The sequence below is a fragment of the Stenotrophomonas sp. 22692 genome (genome assembly GCF_052045015.1).
Taxonomy (GTDB): domain Bacteria; phylum Pseudomonadota; class Gammaproteobacteria; order Xanthomonadales; family Xanthomonadaceae; genus Stenotrophomonas; species Stenotrophomonas geniculata.
The window spans coordinates 1-24,669 of the sequence record NZ_JBQEMR010000051.1; the positions used below are offsets into that span (position 1 = coordinate 1).

At 68.0% G+C, this 24,669-nt stretch carries 22 protein-coding genes and 1 riboswitch; of the genes, 9 read left to right on the forward strand and 13 right to left on the reverse strand.

Annotation, left to right across the window (positions count from 1 at the left end; all coding sequences use genetic code 11):
* Positions 1 to 156: 156 nt before the first annotated feature.
* Positions 157 to 1,068 carry an MBL fold metallo-hydrolase gene (locus ACTJJM_RS19660; RefSeq protein WP_440865904.1) on the reverse strand — a complete coding sequence of 304 codons (912 nt, stop codon included), beginning with the start codon at positions 1,066 to 1,068 and terminating at the stop codon, positions 157 to 159.
* Between the two features lie 160 nt (positions 1,069 to 1,228).
* Entirely contained in the window at positions 1,229 to 1,867 is a 639-nt protein-coding gene (locus tag ACTJJM_RS19665) for an NAD(P)-dependent oxidoreductase (protein WP_440865905.1), read from the reverse strand.
* 108 nt (positions 1,868 to 1,975) lie between these two features.
* Between ACTJJM_RS19665 and ACTJJM_RS19670 the strand changes: the two genes are divergently transcribed.
* From ACTJJM_RS19670 to gph, 3 genes are all read left to right on the forward strand, one after another.
* Positions 1,976 to 2,905: a LysR family transcriptional regulator gene (locus ACTJJM_RS19670; protein ID WP_043398850.1), complete on the forward strand. Its 930-nt coding sequence runs from the start codon at positions 1,976 to 1,978 to the stop codon at positions 2,903 to 2,905.
* Positions 2,902 to 3,693 (forward strand): class I SAM-dependent methyltransferase, encoded by a 792-nt coding sequence (locus ACTJJM_RS19675; protein ID WP_019338001.1) that lies wholly within the window; start codon positions 2,902 to 2,904, stop codon positions 3,691 to 3,693. The genes ACTJJM_RS19670 and ACTJJM_RS19675 overlap by 4 nt, the downstream gene beginning before the upstream one ends.
* 64 nt (positions 3,694 to 3,757) lie before the next feature.
* Positions 3,758 to 4,426 carry a phosphoglycolate phosphatase gene (gene gph, locus ACTJJM_RS19680; protein ID WP_440865906.1) on the forward strand — a complete coding sequence of 223 codons (669 nt, stop codon included), beginning with the start codon at positions 3,758 to 3,760 and terminating at the stop codon, positions 4,424 to 4,426.
* Between the two features lie 59 nt (positions 4,427 to 4,485).
* On the opposite strand, the gene btuB is transcribed toward gph, so the two are convergent.
* Positions 4,486 to 6,330 carry a TonB-dependent vitamin B12 receptor gene (btuB, locus tag ACTJJM_RS19685; protein WP_440865907.1) on the reverse strand — a complete coding sequence of 615 codons (1,845 nt, stop codon included), beginning with the start codon at positions 6,328 to 6,330 and terminating at the stop codon, positions 4,486 to 4,488.
* Between the two features lie 115 nt (positions 6,331 to 6,445).
* A riboswitch (cobalamin riboswitch) is annotated at positions 6,446 to 6,668 on the reverse strand.
* 142 nt (positions 6,669 to 6,810) lie between these two features.
* Here btuB and ACTJJM_RS19690 point away from each other — a divergent pair.
* Positions 6,811 to 7,389 carry a histidine phosphatase family protein gene (locus ACTJJM_RS19690; RefSeq protein ID WP_010484101.1) on the forward strand — a complete coding sequence of 193 codons (579 nt, stop codon included), beginning with the start codon at positions 6,811 to 6,813 and terminating at the stop codon, positions 7,387 to 7,389.
* Positions 7,390 to 7,478: 89 nt separating this feature from the next.
* Here the strand turns inward: ACTJJM_RS19690 and ACTJJM_RS19695 are convergent, their stop codons facing one another.
* Positions 7,479 to 7,841 (reverse strand): TfoX/Sxy family protein, encoded by a 363-nt coding sequence (locus ACTJJM_RS19695; protein WP_049453288.1) that lies wholly within the window; start codon positions 7,839 to 7,841, stop codon positions 7,479 to 7,481.
* Positions 7,838 to 8,320 (reverse strand): GAF domain-containing protein, encoded by a 483-nt coding sequence (locus tag ACTJJM_RS19700; protein WP_004140850.1) that lies wholly within the window; start codon positions 8,318 to 8,320, stop codon positions 7,838 to 7,840. The genes ACTJJM_RS19695 and ACTJJM_RS19700 overlap by 4 nt, the downstream gene beginning before the upstream one ends.
* A gap of 68 nt (positions 8,321 to 8,388) precedes the next feature.
* On the opposite strand from ACTJJM_RS19700, the gene bioD reads away from it, so the two are divergent.
* Entirely contained in the window at positions 8,389 to 9,075 is a 687-nt protein-coding gene (gene bioD, locus ACTJJM_RS19705) for a dethiobiotin synthase (RefSeq protein WP_053442476.1), read from the forward strand.
* 111 nt (positions 9,076 to 9,186) lie between these two features.
* On the opposite strand, the gene ACTJJM_RS19710 is transcribed toward bioD, so the two are convergent.
* The 4 genes from ACTJJM_RS19710 to msrB form a co-directional block, all read right to left on the reverse strand.
* On the reverse strand, positions 9,187 to 10,632 hold the full coding sequence (locus ACTJJM_RS19710) for an aminotransferase-like domain-containing protein (RefSeq protein WP_053442477.1): 1,446 nt from the start codon (positions 10,630 to 10,632) through the stop codon (positions 9,187 to 9,189).
* 173 nt (positions 10,633 to 10,805) lie between these two features.
* Positions 10,806 to 11,543, reverse strand: a complete 738-nt coding sequence (msrA, locus tag ACTJJM_RS19715; protein WP_043398837.1) for a peptide-methionine (S)-S-oxide reductase MsrA — start codon at positions 11,541 to 11,543, stop codon at positions 10,806 to 10,808.
* Between the two features lie 14 nt (positions 11,544 to 11,557).
* Complete coding sequence (locus tag ACTJJM_RS19720; protein ID WP_440865908.1) at positions 11,558 to 13,327, reverse strand: cytochrome c biogenesis protein DipZ; 1,770 nt, start codon at positions 13,325 to 13,327, stop codon at positions 11,558 to 11,560.
* A gap of 2 nt (positions 13,328 to 13,329) precedes the next feature.
* A complete protein-coding gene (gene msrB / locus ACTJJM_RS19725; protein WP_019660941.1) occupies positions 13,330 to 13,902 on the reverse strand; it encodes a peptide-methionine (R)-S-oxide reductase MsrB in 573 nt (190 codons plus the stop codon).
* A gap of 144 nt (positions 13,903 to 14,046) precedes the next feature.
* On the opposite strand from msrB, the gene ACTJJM_RS19730 reads away from it, so the two are divergent.
* Together ACTJJM_RS19730 and ACTJJM_RS19735 are read left to right on the forward strand one after the other, a co-directional pair.
* Positions 14,047 to 14,766 carry a response regulator transcription factor gene (locus ACTJJM_RS19730; RefSeq protein WP_005407947.1) on the forward strand — a complete coding sequence of 240 codons (720 nt, stop codon included), beginning with the start codon at positions 14,047 to 14,049 and terminating at the stop codon, positions 14,764 to 14,766.
* Positions 14,763 to 16,232 (forward strand): sensor histidine kinase, encoded by a 1,470-nt coding sequence (locus tag ACTJJM_RS19735; RefSeq protein WP_019660942.1) that lies wholly within the window; start codon positions 14,763 to 14,765, stop codon positions 16,230 to 16,232. Before ACTJJM_RS19730 ends, ACTJJM_RS19735 begins: the two co-directional genes overlap by 4 nt.
* Here ACTJJM_RS19735 and ACTJJM_RS19740 read toward each other — a convergent pair.
* Together ACTJJM_RS19740 and ACTJJM_RS19745 are read right to left on the reverse strand one after the other, a co-directional pair.
* Complete coding sequence (locus tag ACTJJM_RS19740) at positions 16,229 to 17,575, reverse strand: ATP-binding protein (RefSeq protein WP_440865909.1); 1,347 nt, start codon at positions 17,573 to 17,575, stop codon at positions 16,229 to 16,231. The two genes, ACTJJM_RS19735 and ACTJJM_RS19740, sit on opposite strands and share 4 nt — an antisense overlap.
* On the reverse strand, positions 17,572 to 18,261 hold the full coding sequence (locus ACTJJM_RS19745) for a winged helix-turn-helix domain-containing protein (RefSeq protein WP_010484092.1): 690 nt from the start codon (positions 18,259 to 18,261) through the stop codon (positions 17,572 to 17,574). The genes ACTJJM_RS19740 and ACTJJM_RS19745 overlap by 4 nt, the downstream gene beginning before the upstream one ends.
* 349 nt (positions 18,262 to 18,610) lie before the next feature.
* Between ACTJJM_RS19745 and asnB the strand changes: the two genes are divergently transcribed.
* Complete coding sequence (gene asnB, locus ACTJJM_RS19750; RefSeq protein WP_440865910.1) at positions 18,611 to 20,512, forward strand: asparagine synthase (glutamine-hydrolyzing); 1,902 nt, start codon at positions 18,611 to 18,613, stop codon at positions 20,510 to 20,512.
* 460 nt (positions 20,513 to 20,972) lie between these two features.
* Here the strand turns inward: asnB and ACTJJM_RS19755 are convergent, their stop codons facing one another.
* Positions 20,973 to 21,320 carry a phasin family protein gene (locus ACTJJM_RS19755; RefSeq protein WP_049435140.1) on the reverse strand — a complete coding sequence of 116 codons (348 nt, stop codon included), beginning with the start codon at positions 21,318 to 21,320 and terminating at the stop codon, positions 20,973 to 20,975.
* Between the two features lie 116 nt (positions 21,321 to 21,436).
* Positions 21,437 to 21,799 (reverse strand): 6-carboxytetrahydropterin synthase QueD, encoded by a 363-nt coding sequence (gene queD / locus ACTJJM_RS19760; RefSeq protein ID WP_057503810.1) that lies wholly within the window; start codon positions 21,797 to 21,799, stop codon positions 21,437 to 21,439.
* A gap of 191 nt (positions 21,800 to 21,990) precedes the next feature.
* Here queD and ACTJJM_RS19765 point away from each other — a divergent pair, with 191 nt between their 5' ends.
* Positions 21,991 to 24,630 carry a TonB-dependent receptor gene (locus tag ACTJJM_RS19765; protein WP_053442480.1) on the forward strand — a complete coding sequence of 880 codons (2,640 nt, stop codon included), beginning with the start codon at positions 21,991 to 21,993 and terminating at the stop codon, positions 24,628 to 24,630.
* The last annotated feature ends 39 nt before the right edge of the window (positions 24,631 to 24,669 follow it).

The following is a 24,669-nucleotide window of genomic DNA, read 5'->3' on the forward strand; positions in this document are numbered from 1 at the left end:
GGGGCGTGAGCCGCATGGATGCGGCGACCGAGCTTACATGGACGTACTTGCAGCGCCCCCCGCAACCGGACCCACCCCGCCAACCCACGGATAGCCAGCTGTTGCTGTTGCCTCTGCGGGTGCAGGGCGCAGCCCTGCAAAAGAAAACCCCCTACCTCATGGCCACTGCATCTCGCCCTTGGCCACCTTCGCACTCAGCTCCAGCGACGCCACGCCTGCCAGCTTCGGGTAGCGCACCTGCATCGCCTTCACCAGCGCCGCACCGTCCTTGGCCTTGGCCGCCTCAACATCGAACGCACGGATGTAGTCTGCGGTGAAGCGCAGCGCACTCGAATCCAGTGCGGCACCCGGTGCGTAATGCCCCGGTACCACTACTTTCGGCTTCAACGCCTGCAACCGCTGCAGGGTCTGCAGCCAGTCGGTGTGCGACTTCGGCGTCTGCGTGTCGGCCATCCACACGTGCTCACCGGCCACCACCGGAATGCCACCGACGATCGCGCGCAGCGACGGCACCCACAGCACCGTGCGGTCCGGGGTCGGTCCGTCCAGGCCGATCAGCGGCAGGCGCTGGCCTTCCAGTTGCAGGGCATCGCCATCCAGCACCTGCGGTACCACAATGCGCGCGGGCACGTCGGTGCCCATCTTCGGTCCCCAGTAGGCCAGCTTGCCGGCCTGGGTCTGCTGGATATGGGCGACGGTCTGCGCGGTGGCGACGATGCGTGCCTGCGGGAACGCGTCCTGCAGGGTGGCCAGGCCGAAGTAGTAATCCGGATCGCCGTGGCTGATGTAGATCGTGGTCAGCTGCCTGCCGCTGGCGCGGATCAGCTCGACCAGCTTGCGCGCGTCGCTGGCACCGAACTGCGCATTGACCAGGATCGCGTCGTGGCGGCCTTCGATCAGCACCGAGGACACCGAGAACATTGCCTGCGGGCCGGGATGGAAGGTCTGCAGGTGCAGCTGGGATTTCGTCGCCTCCGTCGGCGCCGTGGTGGCCGGGGCGGCCAGCAGCGGCGCACTGGTGAAGCTGGCGGCCAGGGCGAGGGGAAGCAGCAGGGCAGCGGTACGCATGGGAATTCCTTGTGTCGGATGGGGAGCCGAGCGTGGGCTATGCCGGGCGTCCTTGCCCGGCCCCCTGCGGGCCGTCGCAAGCGACGTTGGCAACGGCTCCTGCCGTTGCCTTCGGCTCTACAGGGAGGTAGCGCCGGGCCATGCCCGGCGGACGGCATGATCAATACGCTGCCGTGATGATCTGCTTCGGGTACTGGTGCGCTTCCAGCTCGGCGACGAACGCCGCGCCATAGTCGGCGTAGCTGATGCGGCTGTGGCCGCTGGTATCGGCCAGGAACGCTTTGGGCTGCACGCGGTACTGGCCGCGCTCTTCGCCCGGGCCGATTTCTGCGGCCGGCGAGAAGAAGGTCCAGTCCAGGTCGTCCACTGCCTGCAGGCGGTTGAACGCCTCGCGATGGGCCAGCGCGTACGGCTTGTAGGCCTCCGGGAAGTCGGGGGTATCGACCAGCTGCACGCCGGGCGCGACTTCCAGGCTGCCGGCACCACCGACCACCACCAGGCGCGGTACACCGGCCTTGCGTGCGGCGGCGGCCAGCTGCGCGGCGACCTCGCCCACACGGCCGATGTCATCGCCGGGGCGCGGGCCGTAGGCACTGGCCAGCACGTCGTGGCCGGCAATGGCGGCGACCAGCGCATCCAGGTCGTCCAGCGAGGCGACCACCGGATGCGTACCGGCCAGTTCAGCCGGAAGGTCCTGCGCGCTGCGCACGATGACAGTGAGTTCGTGGCCGCGGGCCAGCGCGTGGCGGGCGATCTGGCGGCCGATGTTGCCGGTGGAACCAACGAGGGCGATTTTCATGGCAGGACTCCGTGGGGCGGTGTGGGGTGGGAATGGGGTCACTCTAGGCTGCTGCAGTTGATCGAAAAACAGCGTATAACGCGCTTGTTTGTTGCAGGAATCGAGCAGATGGACCGACTGACCGCCATGACCGTGTTCGTCGAGGTGGCCGAGCGCGGCAGCCTCACCGCCGCCGCCGAGGTGCTGGACATGTCGCGGGCGATGGTCTCCCGCTACCTGGCCGAGGTTGAAGGGTGGCTGGGTGCGCGCCTGCTGCACCGGACCACGCGCCGGATCAGCCTGACCGGCCCCGGCGAGGCGGCGCTGGCGCGCTTCCGGCAGATGCTGGCGATCGGCGAAGAACTGCAGGGCGAGCTGGCCAGTGATGATCCCGAGCCGCACGGCACGCTGCGGGTGACCGCCAGCGTGTCGTTCGGGCAGAGCCACCTGGCACGGGCCGTGGCCGGCTTCGTTGCGCGCCATCCGGCGGCACGCATCGAGCTGCTGCTGGTCGACCGCACGGTGAACCTGGTGGAAGAGCGGGTGGACCTGGCCGTGCGCATCGCGCGCCAGATCGACCCCAGCCTGATCGCACGGCGTCTGGCCACCTGCCGCTCGGTGTTGTGCGCGACGCCGTCCTACCTGCAGGTGCGTGGCACGCCGACCGCCCCCGAGCACCTGGCCGCGCACAACTGCCTGACCCACCATTACGTCGGTAAAAGCCTGTGGCAGCTGCACCGCGATGGACGTTCGCTGTCGGTGGCGGTGGGCGGCAACATCAGCGCGAACGAGGCCTCGCTGCTGCTGGAGGCGGTGCGGGCCGGTGCCGGTATCGCCATGCTGCCGACCTACCAGGTGGCGCCGCTGCTGCGCAGTGGCGAGCTGATCGAACTGCTGCCCGAATTCAGCCTGGACGAACTCGGCATTCATGCCGTGTACGCGTCACGGCGCCAGCAGCCCGCTATCATGCGGCGATTCCTGGATTTCCTGGGCGAGTGTTTCGCCAGCCCGGCCTTCCAGGATCTGGATTGGCGCCCACCGGGCAAGGAGAACACATGAACCATGGACAGGCCTTGATCGACCACAACCGTGCTGCCTGGGACCGCCAGGCCAGCGAAGTGCGCGAATGGTCGCGCCCGGTGGAAAGTTCAACGATTGCCGCCGCGCGCGAAGGCCGCTGGCAGGTGCACCTGACGCCCCGCGCGCTGCCGCTGGACTGGATGGGTGATGTGCGCGGCCGTCGCATCCTGTGCCTGGCCTCGGGCGGTGGCCAGCAGGCACCGGTGCTGGCCGCTGCGGGCGCTGACGTCACCGTGTTCGACCTGTCCGACGGGCAGCTGGAACAGGACCGCAGGGTCGCTGCGCGCGATGGCCTGCAGCTGCGCACCGTGCAGGGTGACATGCGCGATCTGCACGTGTTCGCCAACGACAGTTTCGACGTGGTGTTCCACCCGATCTCGAACCTGTACGTGCCTGACGTGCGCCCGGTGTGGACCGAATGCCGCCGTGTGCTGGCACGCGATGGCATGCTGATGGCCAGCTTCTACAACCCGGTGCTGTTCGTCGGTGCGCGCGATCCGCAGCTGGATGCACAGGGCCTGATCCGGCCGCAGTACGCCATTCCCTATTCGGACCTGGAAGACCTGCCGCCGGCCGAGCGCGAGGCGAAGCTGGCACGGGGCGATGCACTGACCTTCGGCCACAGCCTGACCGAACTGATCGGTGGCCAGCTGGATGCCGGCTTCATCATCGATCGCTTCATGGAGGACTGGCAGCCGCAGCCGCGTTTCCTGATCGACCGTTACCTGCCCACGTTCCTGGCTACCCGCGCGCGCCGGATCGGCTGAGGCGGATCGGTGCAAAAACCAGCGGCGTACAATGGACGGCCCCACGTCATGCAGGTGCCGTCCCTTGTCGTATCCCTATCCACTGGTCGTGTTCGACCTTGATGGCACGCTGGTCGACAGCGCAGCTGATATCGCCGAAGCGCTGAACCGCACGCTGGAGGACATCGGTGTGGCACGCGTACCGGAAGCCACGGTGCTGGGCTGGATCGGCGACGGTGTGCGCCGCCTGGTCGAGCAGGCCGTGCATGCCGCGGGTCGTGAGGTCGACCTGGCCGAGGTCATGCCGGTCTTCATGGTGCACTACCGCGAATGCCTGCTGCGCAGCCCGCGCCTGTTCGATGGCGTGGCCGACGCACTGGCGCAGCTGCGCGCGCGCGACGTGCCACTGGCGATCTGCACCAACAAGCCCGAAGCACTGGTGCCGCCGCTGCTGCAGCACCTGGGCATTGGTGATGCGTTCGCGCTGATACTGGGCGGCGATTCGCTGCCGCAGCGCAAGCCCAGTGGCGAACCGCTGCGGCACATCGCTGCGCACTTCGGGCTGCCGGTGGACGCCTGCCTGATGGTGGGTGATTCGTTGACCGACTACCGCGCCGCCGAAGAGGCAGGCATGCCGATCGCGCTGGTGCGTTACGGCTACCCGCGCGGCCTGGACATGGCCACCGCGCATGCGGTGGCGGTGATCGACGATCTGCGTGAATTGCCGGGGTTGGCCGCCGGCATTCCGGTGTAGCGGTAGATCGACGCCATGCGTCGATGGAAAAAGTGCCGGGCAATGCCCGGCACCTTCTTTCACTTCGGCTGGTAACGCACACTCAGCTGGTACTCGCGGCCCGGCTGGTTGAACCACGCCACCGTCTCATACCTGCGGTCGAACACGTTGGCGGCGCGCGCCAGCAGCGACCACTCCGGTGTCAGCACGTACTCGGCGCGCAGGTCCAGCGTGCCGTAGCCGCCAACCTTCACCGAGTTGCTGGCGTTGTCAAAGCGCTTGCCCGCGCCCTGTACGGTCAGGCCGGCGCGGAAATCGCCGAAGCGACGGTCGATGTCCAGGCGCGCGGTCTGCTGTGCACGGCGCGGCAGCCAGTTGTCAAACTGGGTGCTGCCGTGGGTGCGGTTGCGCGGGTCGGTGTAGCTCAGCTGCGCGTTGATGTCGAAGCCGGCCAGCAGCACGCCACCGGTCAGCTCGGCACCACGGATGCGCGCCTTCTCCACCTGCTGCATTTTCATCGTGGACGCATCGTAGGTGATCAGGTCATCGATGCGGGTTTCGTACACATCCATGCCCCAGTGCCAGCCCTGGCCCTGCTGCGAAACGCCGAGGTTGGCGCTCTTGGACTTCTCCGGATTCAACGTCGGCACGCCGCTCCACGGGTCGTACAGGTCGCTGAAGGTCGGTGCCTTGAACGCGGTGCCGTAGCTGGCGTTGACGCGCAGGCCGTGGCCCAGTTCCATCGCCCAGCCAACGCTGCCGGTGGCGTGGTTGCCGAACTGCTGGTTGTCGTCGTTGCGGGCGCTGGCCTGCAGTTGGTGGCGGCCGAAGCGGCCCTGGTACTGCACGAACACGCCGGTGTTGCGGCGGCTGTCGACGAGATACCCCGCGCTGCTGCCGTCCAGATTGTCTTCGCTCCAGTCCACGCCGGCACTCAGCAGCTGGCCCTCGGCCACACCGAAGTCACCCTGCAGCGAGGCGCTGTCACGATGGGTCTGCGCGCTGCCAAACACCCCCGGTGCGCCGAAGTTGTCGGACTCATTGTCGCTGCGGCCGACGTTGGCGGTGAACGCCAGGCGCTCCGACGGGGTGTAGCGCACCTTGCCGGCCAGCACCTGCTGGCGGGTCTCGGAGTAGTTGTAGTAGCCGTCGTAATGGTTCTTGCCATCGGCGCGCAGTGCGCTGCCTTCCACGTTCCACTGGTCGTTGAAGCTGTAACCGCCGCGCAGGCTCTTGGACAGGTTGCGGTAGCCGTCGCGGTCGTGCTCGTCGGCAAAGCAGCCCGCGGTGAACACCGAGGAAGAACCGCGGCAGGCATCGATGCCGTCGGAATGCTGGTAGGCGATGTCGGCACCGAACCAGCCGCGCTCGGTGCCGCCACCAATGCCGCCGCGGGCTTCGCGCAGCCCGTTGCTGCCGCCACCGAGCTGGAAGTGCGGAGCGAAATCGCCCTGGTTGCGGCGGGTGAAGATCTGGATCACGCCACCGATGGCGTCGGCACCGTACAGACTGGACTGCGGGCCGCGAACGATTTCGACGCGCTCGATCTGCGCCAGCGGCAGGTCCTGGTACATGGCCAGGCCGAGGTCGGCACTGTTGATGCGCACGCCGTCGACCAGCACCACGGTGTGGCCCGAGTTGGTGCCGCGCAGGAACAGCGAGCTCTGCTTGCCGAGGCCGCCGGCATTGGTCAGGTTGATGCCGGCGCGGCCGCGCAGCAGCTCCTGCAGCGAGGTGGCCTGGCTGGATTCGATCTGCGCGCGGTCGATCACCTGCGCCGGCGCGATACTGTCCTGCAGCGCGATCGGGGTGCGGGTGGCGGTGACCAGGATCTGGTCGAGCGCAGTGGTGTCATCGGCGGCCTGGGCCAGCGCGGGCAGGGTGGCCAGCACGGCCAGGGACAGCATTCGGGACTGCAGCTTCATGGGGGACTCCAGGTGCCACGCACGCCCGCGTGGCGAAGGGGAGGAGCCGCGAAGGCAGGCATGCGCCGACGCCGCAGCGCAGGCTGCGGTCATCCAGCGCCATGCCCACCGCATCGCGACCTGAGGCTTCCGGGCCGGTCTCCGGGCTTGCCGCCGGGTGGCCTGGGGCCACCGTCCAGGCGCCTTCCCATGCCTGCGGCACAGTGGCGGTGTTGCCTGGAACTGACGTGCTTACCGTTGCGGGGGCAGCGCCGGCCTGGCGTGGAATCACGCGTCACCGGCTTCCCGTTTCAACCTGCCGGCCACGGCCGCAGGTCACCTGGAAGTGCGCGCAGTCTACGGCATCGCAGGCGGCCCGTAGCGCCGCGCGTGCTCGACTGCCTTTGCCGTGCCTTTAGAATGGCCCCTTGATCCCGTGGTGCCGTTGCCGATGTCCGCCTGTTTTCCGCTGTTCCCGCGTCGCCTGTACAGGACGCGCGCATGATCCTCGACCTGGTCCGCCATGCCGGCAACGGTCGCGATGAGTTCCTCGATGGCCGCAACGATCCGCCGCAGCTGGCCCGCCTGCCGCAGGAACTGGTCGACGCCTACGCCGCGCAGCCCTGGGAGCGGGTGATCAGTTCGCCACGGCTGCGCTCGCTGCACACGGCGATGGCCCTGGCCACCCCGCGTGGGCTGGACGTGGAAGCGGACGAGGAATGGGAAGAGCTGGATTTCGGCGATTGGGACGGGCAGTCGCTGTTCGACCTGCCGGAGGATGCACTGGCGGCCTTCCACGCCGATCCGCATGCATTCCCGCCGCCCAACGGCGAAAGCTGGGGCCACTTTGAACGGCGCATCGCGCGCGCGCTCGATCGCCTGCTCGATGAGGACGATCCGGTGCCGACGCTGGTGGTCAGCCATGGTGGCCCGCTGCGCATGGTGCTGTCGCAGGTCTGCGGCCTGCCAATGTCGTTGTGCTGGGCCCTGCGCATCGACCACGGCACGCGCCTGCGGGTGTGGCTGGAACGCGGTGAGGTCGGGCTGGTGGGCGAGCTGCTGGAGCTGCAGCAGCCCTGATCTGCTCTTGTAGAGCCGAGCCATGCTCGGCTGCACTTCGATCAGAACAGCCAGCCGAGCGTGGGCTCGGCGCTACAGAAGGGCGCGGCTCAATCCTCGTCCGCGCCCTCGGCAACGCTGTCTTCAGCGTCATCGTCGGCATCGAAGCGCTGCTCATGTACCGGGCCCGACGCCGGGCCGGCTGCCTTCAGCGGATGCGCGGCGATGCGCGCTTCATAGTCCTGCACCAGCGCATCGCGCTGCGGCTCGCTCAGTTCCTGCCAGTGGCAGTCCAGCAACGCGCCTTCCAGGGAATACAGCAGGTTCAGGCTGGGCTTGAAGCCCGCGCGCTTGACCTTGACGAAGGCGCCCACGGCACCGATCGCAACCAGGTCTTCGCGGCTGCGCAGGCCGACCTGGCGCAGCCACGCCGCACTTTTCGGGCCGATGTTGCGCAGCTTCGGTGCGCTCATCCCAGCGCCTCTACGAACACGCGGGCGATGGCTTCCAGGCCGGCCTGGTCGTCGGCATCGAAGCGGCCGACCTTCGGGCTGTCGATATCGAACACGCCGATCAGTTCATCACCGCGCAGCAGCGGCACCACCAGCTCCGAACGCGAGGCCGAATCGCAGGCGATGTGGCCTGGGAAGGCATCGACGTCGTCCACGCGCTGGGTCACGCGCTGGCTGGCGGCGGCACCGCACACGCCCTTGTCCAGCGGAATGCGCACGCAGGCCGGCAGGCCCTGGAACGGGCCGACCACCAGCTCCTTGCCGTCGTACAGGTAGAAGCCCACCCAGTTCAGGTCGGGCAGGGCGTGATAGACCAGTGCGGAGAGGTTGGCCGCGTTGGCGATGCGGTCGGACTCGGCGTAGACCAGGCCACGGGCCTGTTCCAGCAGCTGGGCGTATTGTTCCGGCTTGCTGCCGGTGAGCGAGGCATTGGCGAACATGCCTGCAGTCTAGCAAGTGCACCGGGCCGGCGATAATGCACGCACTGTTGCCCTGTTGGAGCCCATCGATGCCGTTGCCCGCTACGCTGCCGCCCGCCCTGTTCGTTACCGGCACCGACACCGAAATCGGCAAGACCGCGGCCAGCACCGCGCTGCTGCATGCACTGCGCCAGCGTGGCCTGCGCGCGGTGGGCATGAAGCCCGTGGCCAGCGGCAGCGAGGATCTGGGGCAGGGCCTGCGCAACGAGGACGCGCTGGCGCTGCAGGAGGCCAGCTGGCCGGTGCCGGACTATGCCGACCTGAATCCCTATGCGCTGCGGCAGCCGCTGGCACCGGAGCTGGCCGCTGCCGAGGACGGCGTGCAGGTGGCGCTGGCGCCGATCGTGGCCGCGTTCGAACGCCTGCGCGCGAAGGCCGATATCGTCGTGGTGGAGGGCGTGGGCGGTTGGCTGGCGCCGGTCTCGGCCACGCTGGATCAGCTCGACCTGGTGCGCGCGCTGAAGTTGCCGGTGCTGCTGGTGGTGGGCATGCGGCTGGGCTGCGTCAACCACGCGCGATTGACCGCGCAGTCGCTGCAGGCCAGCGGCGTGGAGTGCCTGGGCTGGATCGGCAACCACATCGACCCGGCGATGCAGCGGCAGGATGAAAACTTCGCCACGCTGCGGCAGCGCCTGCCGATGCCGTGCTGGGGGCGGCTGCCGCATCTTCCGGGGGCGGACGGCGAAGCGCTGAGCGCGCACCTGCTCGACGCCTGAATTGCTGAAACGCGAAATCGATGCCGGAGAGGGTAGAGTCGACTGTCAGTCGACTCGCGCGCGCAGCGCGGGATTTTCGGGCATCCGGTGAAGAGCAGTCGACTCTACCTATCAATCAGCCCGCGCCAGCTCCCGCGCAATCGCACCCAGCCGCTCCACCGCGCCGATGAAGCGCGCATCCAGCGTCTGGCAGCACGACAGCCGCAGGCAATGCCGGTAGCGCGCGCCGCGCGAATACACCTGGCCGGGCATGAACGCGATATCCTCCTGCAGTGCACGCTCGAACAGCTCGCGCGTATCCACGCCCGGCAGTTCCAGCCACAGCAGGAATCCGCCCTGTGGTTCGGTGGCGCGGGTACCGGGCGGGAAATGTTCGGCCACCAGCTGGCGCAGCCGCCCCACCTGTTCGCGATACAGACGACGCATGCGATGCAGGTGGTGCTCGTAGCTGCCCGCTTCCAGATAGGCCGCCACCGCGTCGCCAAGCAGCTGCGGCTCGCCACCGGTGGACTGGAATTTCAGCAGCGCGATGCGCTCGGCGAAGCGGCCGCCATCCAGCCAGCCGATGCGGTAATCCGGCGCCAGCGTCTTGGAGAAACCACCGACCACCATCACCCAGCCGTCGCGATCAAAGGCCTTCAGCAAGGGTGCCGGCGGTTCGCAGAACTGCAGCTCGGCATACACCGCATCTTCGATCAGTGGCAGCTGGCGCGCGTTGACCAGTTCTGCCAGGCGTTGCTTGGCCACTGTCGGCATGGTGCAGCCCAGCGGGTTGTGCACGGTCGGCATCACCACCAGTGCGGCCAGCGGCGTGTGCTCGAGCAGCGCATCCAGCGCATCCACGTCGAGCCCGTGCTGCGGGTGTGTGGGCAGTTCGATGGCCTGCAGGCCCAGGTTGGCCAACAACGGGTAGAGGTTGAAGTAGGACGGCGCCTCGATGCCCACCGCATCACCTGGCTGGGTGACTGCACGCAACGCCAGCTGCAGCGCTTCCATTGCACCGTGGGTCAGCAGCAGGCGCTCGGCGTGGGTGTGCAGGCCCATGCGCGGACCACGGCGCACGATCTGCGCCAGCAGCCGCGGCGAACCATTCGGGCGCGCGTAGGTCTCCACCGTCTGCTGGCCATGGCGCAGTACCTGCGCGGTGTGCCTGGCCAACTGCGCGCCGGGGTAGAACTGGCGACCGCGCGGGCCGGCGAAGGCCAGGTCGATCACGCCCGGGCGGCGCTGTGCTTCCAGCACGCGGGCCATCAGTACCTGCTGCAGTGGTGCAGTGGGCGCGGACGGGGTATCGCGCAGCGAACGCTCCGGCACCGACAGTCGCGGCGCCACCTCGAAACCGGCCTTGGGCCGCGGAATCACCAGGCCGGCGTCCTCCAGCTGGCGATAGGCGGCAATAACCGTGTTCAGGCTGAGCCTGCGCTGCAGGGCCATCTGTCGCAGCGAGGGCAGGCGGCTGCCTACTGGAAGCCGGCCGCCGTGGATGGCCTCGGCCAGTTCGTCGGACAGCCGTTGGTAGCGGGGTGGGATCATCGCGCTCTGGTCATCTGTATCCATCGAATTTCCCGCCATCTGGTGCTGTACCCATGATGATGGCGAGACTAGCATGTCGTTGTCGGCCGGGCTTGATCGGGGCGCGGCCGATACTTCCCAAGCGCACGGCTGGATGGCCGTGCGTCTTTTTTTTTGTGTGTAGAGCCGAGCATCGATCAGCCCTAGGGGAAATGCCGTCAGCGCATCGGCACCAGCGCCGCATCGCGCCGGTACAACGCCGGGAACTGCTTGCCCAGCGCGGCCAGCTTCGGTGCGTCGTAGTAGCGGATGTAGGCCGCCTGCGGGTAGTTCGTCATGTAGTTCTGGTGGTAGCTCTCGGCCGGGTAGAAGTGCTGGCCGCTGACCAGCTGGGTGACGATCGGCGCGCGGTAGCTGCCGGTCTGGCCGAGCTGGGCAATGTAGGCGCGGCTGGCAGCCTGCTGGCGTGCGTCGTCAGTGAAAATCGCCGATCGGTACTGGCTGCCGTGGTCCGGCCCCTGGCGGTTGAGCTGGGTCGGGTCGTGCACTACCGAGAAGAACACCTGCATCAGCTGCCCGTAGCTGACCTGGCGCGGGTCGTAGTCGATTTTCACCGCTTCTGCGTGACCGGTACGTCCGCTACTGACGCGCTCGTAGCGTGCATCGGCGCCGCTGCCACCGATGTAGCCGGACACCGCATTGCTCACGCCTTTGACGTGCTGGAACACACCCTGCACGCCCCAGAAGCAACCACCGGCGAACACCACGCTGGCGTGGGTGGCGTCATCGCGGAACGCGGCGTCGCCCGTGGGTGCCGGTAGTGCCTGGGTCTGCGCGCTGGCTTCGAGCGGTGCCGCGATGGCGCCGTGGTCAACGAGTAGCACACCGGCGATCAATGCCGTGGCCACCAGACCTGCAACACCGGCGGCGATGCCCTGTTCAAAGGAGAGTTTCATCGTGTCCTCCCGGTTCAACCGAAGGTGAAGGCATAGGCCTGCACGCCCGCGTCGAGGAACTCGATCTCGAAGCGGTGCGGACCGACCGTGCCGCGTTGGCGCACCAGCTGGTACAGGCGGTGCTCGTTGACCACACCGCTGCCATCGGCACCGACATCGCTGCCGGCATCGGCAGCCGGCAGCGGCTTGCCGTCCAACAACACGCGGAAGCGCACCGGCTTTCCTTCCTGGCTCGGCGCCAGCACCAGGTGCAGGTCGCGCGCATGGAACTGGAAGGCGATGCGGCCACCGGCCTGCTGCAACTGCGCAGCCTCGTCGGTGACGGTCCAGCGCCCCGACAGTCCCCACTGGTTCAACGCCAGGGTGGCCGGTAAGGTGTAGTCGAATGCCGCATCGTTGCGCTGCCCGCCGGGCGAGGCGAACTGCTCGGCGCGGGCGTGGCCCAGATAGGTTTCCGGTGAGCGCAGATTGCCCATGTCGGCCTGCGCGGCCACGCCCTTCAGGTCGGCGGCAGCGGGATCGGCCGGTGGTGGCAGATTCGTCTGTCCGGCTTCGGTCAGCAGTCGACGGATCATCTGTTCCGAGCGCGCGTAGTTGCCTTCGCCGAACTGGTGGCCGCGGATGTTGCCCTGCGCGTCGACGAAGTACTGCGCCGGCCAGTAGCGGTTGTTGAACGCACGCCAGATCGTGTACTGGTTGTCGAGCGCTACCGGGTACTCGACCTTGAGTTGCTGCACGGCCTTCATCACATTGCGCGGGTCACGTTCGAAGGCGAACTCCGGCGTGTGCACGCCGACCACCACCAGGCCGTGGTCACGGTAGCGGCGTTCCCATTCGTGCACGAACGGCATCGCGCGCAGGCAGTTGATGCAGGAGTACGTCCAGAAATCGACCAGTACCACCTTGCCGCGCAGCTGCTGGGCCGTCAGCGGTGGGCTGTTGAGCCAGCCGGTGGCGCCGTCCAGCGCGGGCAGGGTGCCTTCCACCGGCAGCGGTGCATCGGCTGCGGCGTTGGCACCGGCCATCATCATCATCGGCGGTGCCGCCGGCTGCGCGCCGGGTACCGCATCGAGCAGGCCCTGCTCGATGCGTGCGGTGCTGACCGTCGAAAGACGGGTGAGCAGGCCGGTATCCCAGCCCATGCCGATCGCCACCACCGCCAGCAGCGCGGCTACGCCCAGCACCTTGCGTAGTGCGTCGCCAAGGCCAAGCCGCGCCTGCAACGCACGGAACACACGACCGCCCACCCACACCGCCAGTGCCAGCGCGGTGATCGCGCCCAGCGCATACGCCAGCAGCAGGGTGCTGGTGCCGACGCTGGCACCGTGCAGGGCGGCGCCGGTCAGCACCAGGCCGAGGATCGGCCCGGCGCACGGTGCCCACAGCAGGCCAGTGGCGATGCCGATCAGCAGCGAGGTCCACGCGCCGCCAAGCCCGGCGGCATCGGCCGCATCGGCGCGCGCGCTCAGCCGTGCGCCCACCCGCTGGAACGGTGCCAGCAGATGGTCGGCCAGTCGTGGCCACAGCAGGGCGACTGCGAACAACGCCATCAGCAGCAGGGCGATCCAGCGTCCAACCTGGTTGGCCTGCGCCACCCATTGGCTGCCCACGGCGGCGAGGCTGGCGACCACGGTGAAGGTGAGCGCCATGCCCAGCAGCAACGGCAGCGTGCTGCGCAGGAAGGGGCGGTCGGCACGCGCGAACACGAACGGCAGCACCGGCAGGATGCACGGGCTGAGCAGGGTCAGCGCGCCGCCGAGGTAGGCAAGCAGCAACAGCAGCATCGTCAGGCTCCGGAAGCAGGGGAAGAACCGACCGGCACCCGCCAGCCGTCGGCGGTACCGTCCGTGGCGCCGGGAACGAACACCATCGCCGCACCGTTCATGCAGTAGCGCAGCCCCGTCGGGCGCGGGCCGTCGTTGAACACGTGGCCAAGGTGGCCACCACAGCGGCGGCAGTGCACCTCTACCCGCAGCATCCCAAAGGTCACGTCGCGGTCTTCGCCGATGGCGTTGTGCAGCGGTGCCCAGAAGCTGGGCCAGCCGGTGCCGCTCTCGAACTTGGTGGAGGAGGAGAACAGCGGCAGTGCACAGCCGGCGCAGGCGAAGGTGCCTTGCCGGTGTTCATTGTTGAGCGGGCTGCTCCAGGGGCGTTCGGTGCCCTGCTGGCGCAGCACCGCGTACTGCGCCGGGGTCAACCGCTGGCGCCATTGCGCATCGCTGTGCATGACCTCGAACTGTCGCGGCGGGCGCGCTTCAGCGGCCGCCGGGGCGGCGCGGCTGCAGGCCCCCAGACCGAGCAGGCCGGCAGCGGTGGCAACACCACCCAGGCCCAGCAGATGGCGGCGGGACAGGGACATGGCGGACTCCGGGAAGGGGCGACGGGGCCATGCTGCGCCCGCCCGGGTCAACGAATCCTCACGCAGGATTCAATTTTTCGTGAGGTATCGGCGGCCGCCCCGCGCCACAATGCTGCCAGCCTCCCCACTGGCCCCGAGCTGCCGATGTCGACCAAACGCGTGCTGATCGTTGAAGACGATGCCCACATCGCCGACCTGCTGCGCATGCACCTGGGCGATGAGGGCTACGACGTGGCCCATGCCGCCAGCGGCGATGCCGGCCTGCGCCTGCTGGAGCAGGAAGGTCCGTGGGATGCATTGGTGCTGGACGTGATGCTGCCCGGCGTGGATGGCCTGCAGGTCTGCCAGCGTGCACGCGCGATGGCGCGCTATGTGCCGATCATCATCATCAGCGCGCGCGGCAGCGAAACCCAGCGCATCGTCGGCCTGGAACTGGGCGCGGACGATTATCTGGCAAAGCCCTTCTCGATGCCGGAACTGGTAGCGCGGGTGCGCGCATTGCTGCGCCGCGCCGAGGCGATGGCGCAGAGCGCACGCATCGATGCCGGCGCGATCGAACTGGGCGGCCTGCAGCTGGATCCGGTCGCGCGCACCGCCTCGGTGGATGGCAACGCGCTGGAGCTGACCCCGCGCGAGTTCGACCTGCTGCTGTTCTTCGCCCGTCATCCGGACCAGGTGTTCGCGCGCATGGAACTGCTCAACCAGGTCTGGGGCTACCAGCACGATGGCTACGAACACACGGTCAACACCCATATCAATCGCCTGCGCAGCAAGATCGAGCCGGACCCGGCCAACCCGCGGCGGTTGCTGACGGTGTGGGGCCGTGGCTACAAGCTGGTCGATCCGGCCGGGGCGGCGGCATGATCAAGCCGAACCTGTGGCAGAAGCTGGCGGTGGTGACCGCTGCGCTGATGCTGGCGTGCTGCATGGCGCTGCTTGCACTGCAGATGCGGGCCAACACCCGCCACGAGCAGGAGGTGGTACAGCGGCTGTCGCTGGGCCTGGCCGAGCACATTGCCCAGCGCAGCGAGCTGATGGATACCAGCGGCATGCGCGATGCCGCCGTGCGCGCGCTGTTCGGCCAGCTGATGGCGGTCAACCCCAGCGTCGAGGTCTACCTGCTGGACGACCAGGGCCGCATCCTTGGCCACGATGCGCCCAGTGGGCACCTGGTGCGCACCCGGGTGGACGTGGCGCCGCTGCGCCGCCTGCTGGCGGGAGCACCGTTGCCGATCCTCGGTGATGATCCGCGCAGCGCCGATGGCCGCAAGGTGTTCAGTGCTGCACCGTTGATCGTGCAGGGCCGCCAGGCCGGCTATGTGTACGTGGTGCTGGTGGGCGAGCACCGGCAGATGCTGGCCGACGACCTCGCCGCCGGCAGCCAGTGGAACACTACGCTGTGGTCGGTGGCACTCGTTGGTGGCCTCGGCCTGCTGGCCGGGCTGGTGGCCTTCTACTGGGTGACACGCCCGCTGCGGCGGCTGACCCGGCGCATCCAGGCCTTCGACATCGATGCACCCACGCGACTGCCGCCGGCGGAGCCGCTGCGCCCGGGTGAGCGCGATGAACTGGTGATCCTCGAACATGCGCATGCGCAGATGGCGCAACGGTTGGGCGAGCAGTGGCAGCAGCTGCGCCAGCAGGATCTGCAGCGCCGCGAGCTGGTCGCCAACATCTCGCATGACCTGCGTACGCCGTTGTCGTCGCTGCATGGCTACCTGGAAACACTGGCGTTGAAGGACGCCACGCTGTCGCCGGACGAGCGGCGCCGTTATCTCGGCATCGCGCTGGCACAGAGTGCCAAGGTCGGCCGGCTGGCACGCGCGCTGTTCGAGCTGGCGCGGCTGGAACATGGCGAAGTGCGCCTGGAGTGGGAAGTGTTCGCGCTGCCGGAACTGCTGCAGGATGTGCTGCAGAAATTCGAGCTGGCGGCGCAGGCGCGCAACCAGCACCTGCACGCAGAGTTCCCGCCCGGCCTGCCGCTGGTGCGTGCCGATCTGGGCCTGGTCGAGCGGGTGCTGACCAACCTGCTCGACAACGCGCTGCGGCATGCACCCGAGGGTGGGCAGATCGAGGTGCGCCTGCGCGCAACCGATGACAGCGTGGAGGTGAGCGTGGCCGACGACGGCCCCGGGGTTGCGCCAGCGCTGCGCACCCAGCTGTTCCAGGCACCGGCTGCGCTGGGGGCACGGCGCGGCGAGAACGGCGGGCTGGGCCTGCTGATCGTGCAGCGCATCGTGCAGCTGCATGGGCGCAGGATCGAACTGCGTGACAGCGCGAGCGGCGCGTTGTTCGTGTTTGCCCTGCCACGCGCCGAACCGGCGGCCTAGCAGGCCGGGTCGCCCGTCACCGCACCGCCGCTTTCCAGCGGCAGTTTCAGGCGGATGCACGCACCTCCCAGTTCGGAGTCGGTCACTTCAACGTGGCCGCCATGCTTGTCGGCCACCACCTGCACCAGCGCCAGGCCGAGGCCGAAGCCGGGGCTGCCCGGGTCCAGCCGCACATAGGGTTGCAGTACCTGGCCGCGCAGTTCGGGTGCGATGCCGGGGCCGTCGTCCTCCACCTGCAGGCACAGCCAGCCATCGTTGACGGTGCTGGCGATGCGGATCTGCCGCCGCGCGTAGCGCAGGGCATTGCCGAGCAGGTTGCGCAACGCCAGTTCCAGCATGTGCCGGTTGACGTTGACCAGCCCTGCCGGCGACAGCGCCTGCTGCACGGGCATCGGCAGCGGCGCGAACTGGGCCACCACGCCGCGCACCAGTGCCGCCAGCTGCAGGCGCTGGCGGGTCAGCTGATGGCAGCGACCCAGTGCGGCGTACTCGACGCCGGCGTCGGTCAGGTGCTGCAGCCGATCCACATCGGTGCGCAGGCCGCCCAGCGCATCGCGCTGCACGTCGTCGAGTGCGCTGTCTTCCAGCTCGGCCAGGCCGAAACGCATCCGTGCCAATGGCGTGCGGACTTCGTGCGCCACCGCCTGCGCGAGCACCCGCTGGCTTTCCAGCAGTTGCTGCAGCTGCTCGGCCATGTGGTTGAAGGCATTGGCCAGCGGCCGCACCAGTGCGGTGCCGGCGCGCGGCGCACGCGTGTCCAGCTGGCCGTCGCGCATCCGCCGCGCCGCCTGGGCCAGCTGCGAGACGTCGCGCCACAGCCGGTAGACCATCACGTACATCGGCAGCGCCACGGCCACCATCAGGATCAGCAGCAGGATCGCCACGCCGGACACTTCGCTGTCCTGCCACCCCTCATCGGGCAGTGCTTCGTCCAGTGGCCCGAGCATCACGGCATAGTCGCTGTCACCGATCCGCTGCAGGCTGCGCATGTGTTCGAGGTCGATCTGCACCCGGCCGTTGTTGAGCGGCGGTCGCTGGCTGGCCGACAGCTCTTTTTCCGCCTCGGCCAGCGGCACCATCCGCAGGGCATAGGCGAAGTCGGCGTCGAGCCCGCGTGCCAGCGCCGGCCATTGCTCGCGCGGTGTTTCCGCGAAGCGTTGCTGCAGCAGCGCATGGGTGCCACGCATCTCGGCCAGCAGGCTGGCTTCGGTGCGGTCTTCCAGCAGTGCATCCCAGGCCCACAGGCCCAGCACGATCAGCAGCAGGTGGGCGACCAGGAAGCCGATGCCGTAGCGCAGGAAGTGGAAGGCGTGGCCGCGCATCGCCGAAGGCGTGCGCTTCATCCCCATGCCGAGCGGCTGAACAGGTAGCCGCGTCCACGCACGGTCTTGATCCGCTCCGGTTGTTCAGGGTTGTCGCCCAGCTTGCGGCGCAGGCGCGAGATGCGTGCATCGATCGAACGGTCCAGGCCATCAAAGGCGATGCCACGCAGGCCGCGCAGCAGTGCATCGCGGTCCAGGATCTGGCCGGCGTTGCTGGCCAGCAGGAACAGCAGGTCGAACTCGGCCGTGGTGAGCTCCAGCAGGCCGCCCTGCAGGTGCACATTGCGGGTGGACGGGTCGATGTTCAGCTCGCCGAAGCGCAGGCTGCCGTCGCGCGGTTCGACCCGGCGATGGCGGCGCAGGTGCGCACGCAGGCGGGCCAGCAGCACCCGCGGTTCGATGGGTTTGCCGATGTAATCGTCGGCCCCCAGCTCCAGTCCCAGCACCTGGTCGATATTGTCGGTGCGGGCGGTCAGCACACAGATGATGCCGTCATAGTGGGGCCGGATCTGCCGACACACTTCGAAACCATCCTGGTCGGGCAGGCCGACATCGAGCAGGACCAGGGCCGGCTTCTCGGCCAGGATCCGGGCCACCGCGCGCTCACCACTGCGCTCATGGGCCACCTGGTAGCCATGCCGCTGCAGATAGTCGCTGACCATCGTACCCAGGCGGGCATCGTCTTCGACCAGTACAATATCCAGCATTTTCAAGGCCTCCGTGGGGCATCCGTACCGCCACGGCACGAGCGCGGCGATGCTATCCCAGCCTTCGGGCCACCCGGGTCCAGGGGGCGGGCGCCATTCAGCCGGGGTTGCTGGCGCGCGGGCCGGGCCTCAGGCCTGGCAACAACTTGGCGTCCAGCATAGCTTGTTGCCGTTACAAAACGTTACCTTCGTGATACGTCTGGTGACCATCGCTGACAGCAAAGCGACTGACGCGGGGCAGGTGCGGCGCCGAGCATGGAGTCTCCTCCGCTCCGCGTGCCGTTCCCATGTCGCCCGCCGCCCCCTGCCTGCTGAACCCGTCCCGCCGCTGCCGCTGCGGAGGTGCCCGATGAGCGGCGTGGTCGGCGCCTGGCTGCCCCCCGCCGAGGACGAACAGCTGCTGCAGCAGCTGGCGCCGATGCTGCGCGCCCTGCAGCAGCGCGGCCGGGGCCGCATCGGCTACTGGACCGACGCCGAGGCCGGCCTCGCGCTGGGCCACTGCCGGGCACCCACCGATACGCCGTTGCAGCCGCTGAGCTCGGACTGCGGCCGTTACGTGCTGTGCCTGGACGGCCGGCTGTACAACCGTGGCGACCTGCAGGCGCAGCTGCGCGATCTGCCGCGCAGCTGCAGTGATGCCCGGCTGCTGCTGCAGGCGATCGTTGAATGGGGCGTGGAGCGCGCGCTGTCGCGTGTCGAAGGCGCCTTCGGTTTCAGCGTATGGGACCGTGAGTCGCGCGCGCTGTGGCTGGCACGTGATCCGGTCGGTGAGCGGCCGCTGTACTACGGCTGGTTCCAGGGCCAGTTCCTGTTCGCCTCGGAAATGAAGGCGCTGCAGGCCTTCGCCGGCTTCGCGCCGAGCATCGACCAGGATGCGCTGAGCCTGCTGCTGCGCCACGACTATGTGCCGGCGCCGCACACCATCTACCGGGGCATCCACAAGCTGGTGGCAGGCGCGATGCTGCGCGTCGATCTGGATGACCACGCTGCCGGCGGTTCCAGCCAGGCGACGGAAGGGGGGACGCGCTACTGGTGTGCACGCGATGCGATGCAGCGTGCGCTGCAGGAGCCCCTGCAGCCAACGCCGAGCCTGGAACAGGCCACCGACCAGCTGGAAGCCGTACTGCAGAAGGCCATTGCCGCACGCATGCATTCGCCATTGGCGTGTGGCGCGTTCCTGTCCGGCGGCACCGACTCGTCGCTGGTGACCGCGATGATGCAGGCCCAATCGACCTTGCCGATCGAGGCGTGGACGGTCGGTTTCGACGATCCCGGCCATGACGAAAGCGATTGGGCCTCGCAGGTCGCGCGCCATCTGGGCCTGCAGCATCATCTGCACCGGATGGATGCGCGGCAGGGCCTGGACCTGCTGCAGCGGCTGCCGCAGGTCTGGTGCGAGCCGTTCGCTGATGCCTCGCAGCTGCCGACCCTGCTGGCCAGTGAACTGCTGGGTGCGCGCAAGCCGGTGGCGCTGACCGGTGACGGCGGCGATGAGCTGTTCTTCGGTCACCCGAGCTATGGCCGCGCGCTGCGCAATGCACGCCTGTGCGGTGGCCTGCCGGACTGGGTGCGCGACCTGGCGCGGCGCAGCGGCAACCGCATGAACGTGGAGCGTGGCCGCCTCGGCGGTTGGCGTGCGCTGGTGGCCGAGGTCGCTGCCAACGATGTGGAAGGGCATTACCTGCAGCGGGTCACCCGCTGGCGCCAGCCGGCGCAGGTGGTGTTGGGCGCGCGCGAACCGATCACGATCTTCCAGCAGCAGGACACTGCGCTGCCGGCCGAGGCGCGTATCCAGCTGCTGGATTTCCGCATGGACCTGGCCGAGGGCATTCTCGCCAAGGTCGATCGTGCCGGCATGGCAGCGGGCGTTGAAACGCGTGCGCCGCTGCTGGACATGGAGGTGGTGCGCTTGGCCTGGCGCCTGCCGCAGCATCTGAAGTACCACGACGGCGAGCACAAGCGGATTCTCAAGCACCTGCTGGCACGCTACCTGCCCGAGCCGCTGGTGTACCGCCCCAAGCGCGGTTTCGGTCCGCCGATGGCACGTTGGTTGGCAGGCCCGCTGCGCGATTGGGCGGAGGCGCTGCTGGATCCGCAGCTGCTGCGCAACCAGGGCTGCTTCGATGCGGCGCGCGTGCGCGCTATCTGGGAAGCGTTCCTGCGCGGCGAGCGCAAGTGGCACACGCACCTGTGGAACGTGCTGATGTTCCAGGCGTGGCACCAGCACTGGCACGGTGGTCGCGGGCGCTGAGGTTCCTTTGCGGTGTGTTCTGCGTGGCGTGTGGCGGATTCGTTCTGCGTGGCGCAGGGCGGAGACCCTTGCGTACGAATGTCCTCCGGCGCCGGCCGTTGGCCGTCACCTCCCCCTTTACTTCGTACGCAAGGGCCTCCGCCCTGCGTTCGGAGTTCGTCGGTGCCTCATTGAGAAGTTGCCATGAGCACTGAGCTTTAGCTGCCGTAAGCCGAGCCTCGTCGGGGCGGGCAGGGGCCTCGGCAAAGTAAAGGAGGAGGTGACGGCCAACGGCCGGCGCCGGGGGACATTTGCCCAGGCCCCTGCCCGCCCTGGCGGGGCCCATCAGCTCGCAGGAAATCCAGACGAGGAAGCGCTCTTGAATCCAGACAACGGGCAAAAAAAGACCCGGCAGAGGGAGGGATCTGCCGGGTCCGGATTGCGTGGGGGGAGGGACCCACGCAATGAGCGTTGCGTCGCGTCAGTGGTTGTTCGCGTCCGCCGTTGATTCGTTGTAGCCCTGTGCCAGTTCGGACCAGGCCTTGCTGGCCTGCAGGCCGAGCCCGACCATGTCCTGCTGGGCCTGACCCAGCCGCTGCAGGTTGTCCTGCCACAGTTGCGCGCCCTTGGAGAGCGTACCGGCCGCGTCTTCACTGCGGGCCAGTTCGCCCAGCCAGCCGCTGGTGGCGGTCAGGTTGCGCTCCATCGCCTTCAGCTGCACGCCGAACATGCTTTCCGCGTTCTCCAACGCCAACCGGTTCGCGCGCGTTGCCGCGGCGGCGAGCTGGCGGGTGGCATCACTGAAGCGATCGCTGAAGGCGGCGGCCATGGGGCATCAGGAAGTGGCTTGATGCATTGCAGCATACGCCCTTGATGCCGCATTGCAACAAAAATAACAAAGGCGCCCAAGGCGCCTTTGAAAAACCTTTCAGATCAATGGGTTGATCAGGTCTCGGGGCCGCGGTAGCGGCAGCCCGACGTGCAGGTTTCGTGCACGGTGATCTCGCTCAGCGCTGGCAGGCTGGGCTTGAGCTCGTTCCAGATCCACACCGCCAGGTTCTCGCTGGTCGGATTCTCCAGGCCGGGGATGTCATTGAGGTAGTGATGGTCCAGGCGGTCGTAGATCGGCTGGAAGGCCGCCTTCACGTCGCCGAAGTCCATGATCCAGCCGGTCTGCGCACCCGGCTCGCCCTCGACCTTCAGTTCCACCCGGAACGAGTGGCCGTGCAGGCGCGCGCACTTGTGCCCCGGCGGCACGTTGGGGAGGCGGTGCGCCGCCTCGAGCATGAAGACTTTGAAGATTTCCATGGCGCGATTGTACGCCGCAGGTGGCCGGCCATCCTGAGCGGATGTTGGCCTTTCGTGAAGTAACTCTTTCCATCCGGATGAAGAGATGATAGTTTCTCTTATATCCGTATGAAGAGATGTTATTGGCCGGACCCCGGCCAGGCATGGACTACTGCGGAACTTCGTCGTCCTTACCACCTCCCCACATCGTCATGCCCAAGCACACCCTGCTCGTGGCGGCCCTGGCCGTCGCTCTGGCCGCGCCTTTGCCTGCCGCCGCCGAAACCTCCGCCGATGCCAGTGGCGAAGCCAGCACCCTGGCCGCCGTTCGCGTCACCGGTTCCAACATCAAGCGTACCGACACCGAGGCCTCCAACCCGGTGCAGGTGATCGGCCGGCAGCAGCTGGAACAGACCGGCAAGGCCACCGTGGCCGATGTGCTGCGTTCGATCTCGGCCAACACCGGCAACGCCAGCAACGAAACCACCAACAACGGCTGGGCGTCCGGCTCGGCCGGCATCGGCCTGCGCGGCCTGTCGCAGAAGAACACGCTGGTGCTGCTCAACGGCCGCCGCCTGGCCAACTACGGCTTCCCGGCCGGTGGCCTGTCCGACACCTTCGTCGATCTCAACGCGCTGCCGCTGGTGGCCGTCGAGCGCATCGAAGTGCTCAAGGACGGCGCCTCGGCGGTGTACGGCTCCGATGCCGTGGCCGGCGTGGTCAACATCATCACCCGGCAGAACTTCGAAGGCGCCGAGATCGGCGGCAGCTTAGGCGGTGCCGACCAGGGCGGCCTGCACGAGCAGAACCTGAAGTTCGTCGGCGGCCTGGGTGATCTCGACACCGATGGCTACAACATCCTCTTCAGCCTGCAGGGGTACAACCGTGAGCGCCTGGACCAGGACGAACGCAACCTGACCAGGAGCGGCATCTACACCGACAAGCCGGGTGGCCGCTGGAACGGCTGGTCGGCCAAGGGGGCGCGCTACCTGGTCAACGGCGTGTCGGTACCGATGCTCGACGCCAACGGCAACTGCCCGGCCGGCACCACCCGCGTTGCCAGCGCGCCGATTGATGGCCTGTCCGGTGACACCTGCGGCTTCAACCAGGCGCCGTTCACCACGCTGATCCCCTCGACCAAGCGTTACCAGGCCTATGCCAACGGCACCTTCCGCCTGAACGACAACGTCGAGGCCTTCGGCGAAGTGCTGTACAGCCAGATCAAGAGCGCCGCGTGGTTCGGCAGCAGCCCGTTCTTCACCCTGGAGAGCGGCCGCTTCGCACTGAACGCCAACAGCGGCCTGGCCGAGCCGGTGTCGTCGCTGCTGCCGGCCAACAATCCGTACAACCCGTACGGCCGTGCGATCCCGATCGAGTACACGTTCTTCGACCTTGGCGGCACCATCAAGACCAACCGATCCACGGCCTATCGCGGCGTGTTCGGCCTGCGCGGTACCACCGCCAACTGGGACTGGGAAGTGGCTGCATTCGGTGCGCGCAGCAGCGAACGCGAGAGCGTGTCCGGCGGCTTCGCCAACCGCTGGGCGCTGGCCGATGCGCTGGCCACGGGCAGCTACAACCTGCTCAACCCGGCGGCGACGCCGCAGTCGGTGCGCGACTCGATCAACATCGCCACGCTGCGTCCGGCCGAATCCAAGCTGCAGGGCATCGATGCGAAGATTTCCGGCAGCCTGGGCCACACCTGGGCCGGCGAGATCGGCTTCGCTGCCGGTGCCGAGTGGCGCCGCGAGAAGCTTGATTCCAACAACCCATGGCAGATCGATGCCGGCCTGCAGGTGCGCCCGGCCATCGCCGAAGTGCACGGCAAGCGTCAGGTCAGTGCGGCCTATGCCGAAGTGAACGTGCCGCTGGCCTCGACGCTGGAGCTGTCCGCCGCCGCGCGTGCCGACCATTACGATGATTTCGGCGATGCCTTCTCGCCGAAGATCGGCCTGCGCTGGCAGCCGCTGGACTTCCTGCTGGTACGTGCATCGGCCTCGAAGGGCTTCCGTGCGCCGTCGCTGTCGGAGAACTCCAACAGCACCAGCATCGCCTACGGCAGCGTGGTCGACCCGCGTGATCCGGACGTGCCGGGCTCGCGGCAGAACCCGACCTTCTTCACCGTTGGCAACAACGAACTGAAGCCCGAGCGCACCAGGAGCGTGAACTTCGGCGTGGTGCTGTCGCCGTGGGCCAACACCAACCTGAGCGTGGACTACTACCGCATCCAGCTGGACAACCTGGTCGGCACCAACAACACCCAGACCCTGGTCAACGACAACGTGGCCGGCGCGGTGCAGCGCGATGAGCGTGGCAAGCTGCAGGCGGTCTACAACCGCTACCAGAACCTGAGCGAGCTGAAGACCTCGGGCATCGACGTCGAGCTGCGCCAGCGCATCCCGACCGCAGCACTGGGTGACTTCACCGTGTCCTCGGCCTACACCCACGTGCGCGACTACCGCCGCCCGACCGTGGTCGGCGGACCGCTGGTGGATTACGCCGGCAGCAACCTGGGCGCGACCCTGCCCAAGGACAAGGCCACCACCACGCTGGACTGGAAGTACGGTGATTTCAACGCCGCCGTGACCTGGTACTACACCAGCAGCTACCGCCAGGAAGCCAGCACCGCCGCCAAGGCCGTGCAGCAGCGCGTCGGCAGCTACAGCCAGTACGACCTGTACCTGGCCTACACCGGCATCGACAAGCTGACCGTGTACGCAAAAGTGCAGAACCTGGCCGACAAGACGCCGCCGTACGACGCCTCGTTCCCGGGCATCCGCGCGCCGTACGACTTCAGCCAGTACGACCTGCGTGGCCGCTACTTCACGCTGGGCTTCGATTACCGCTTCTGATCCATCCGCCGCGGGAGGGGGACGGAAGAAGGAGGGAGA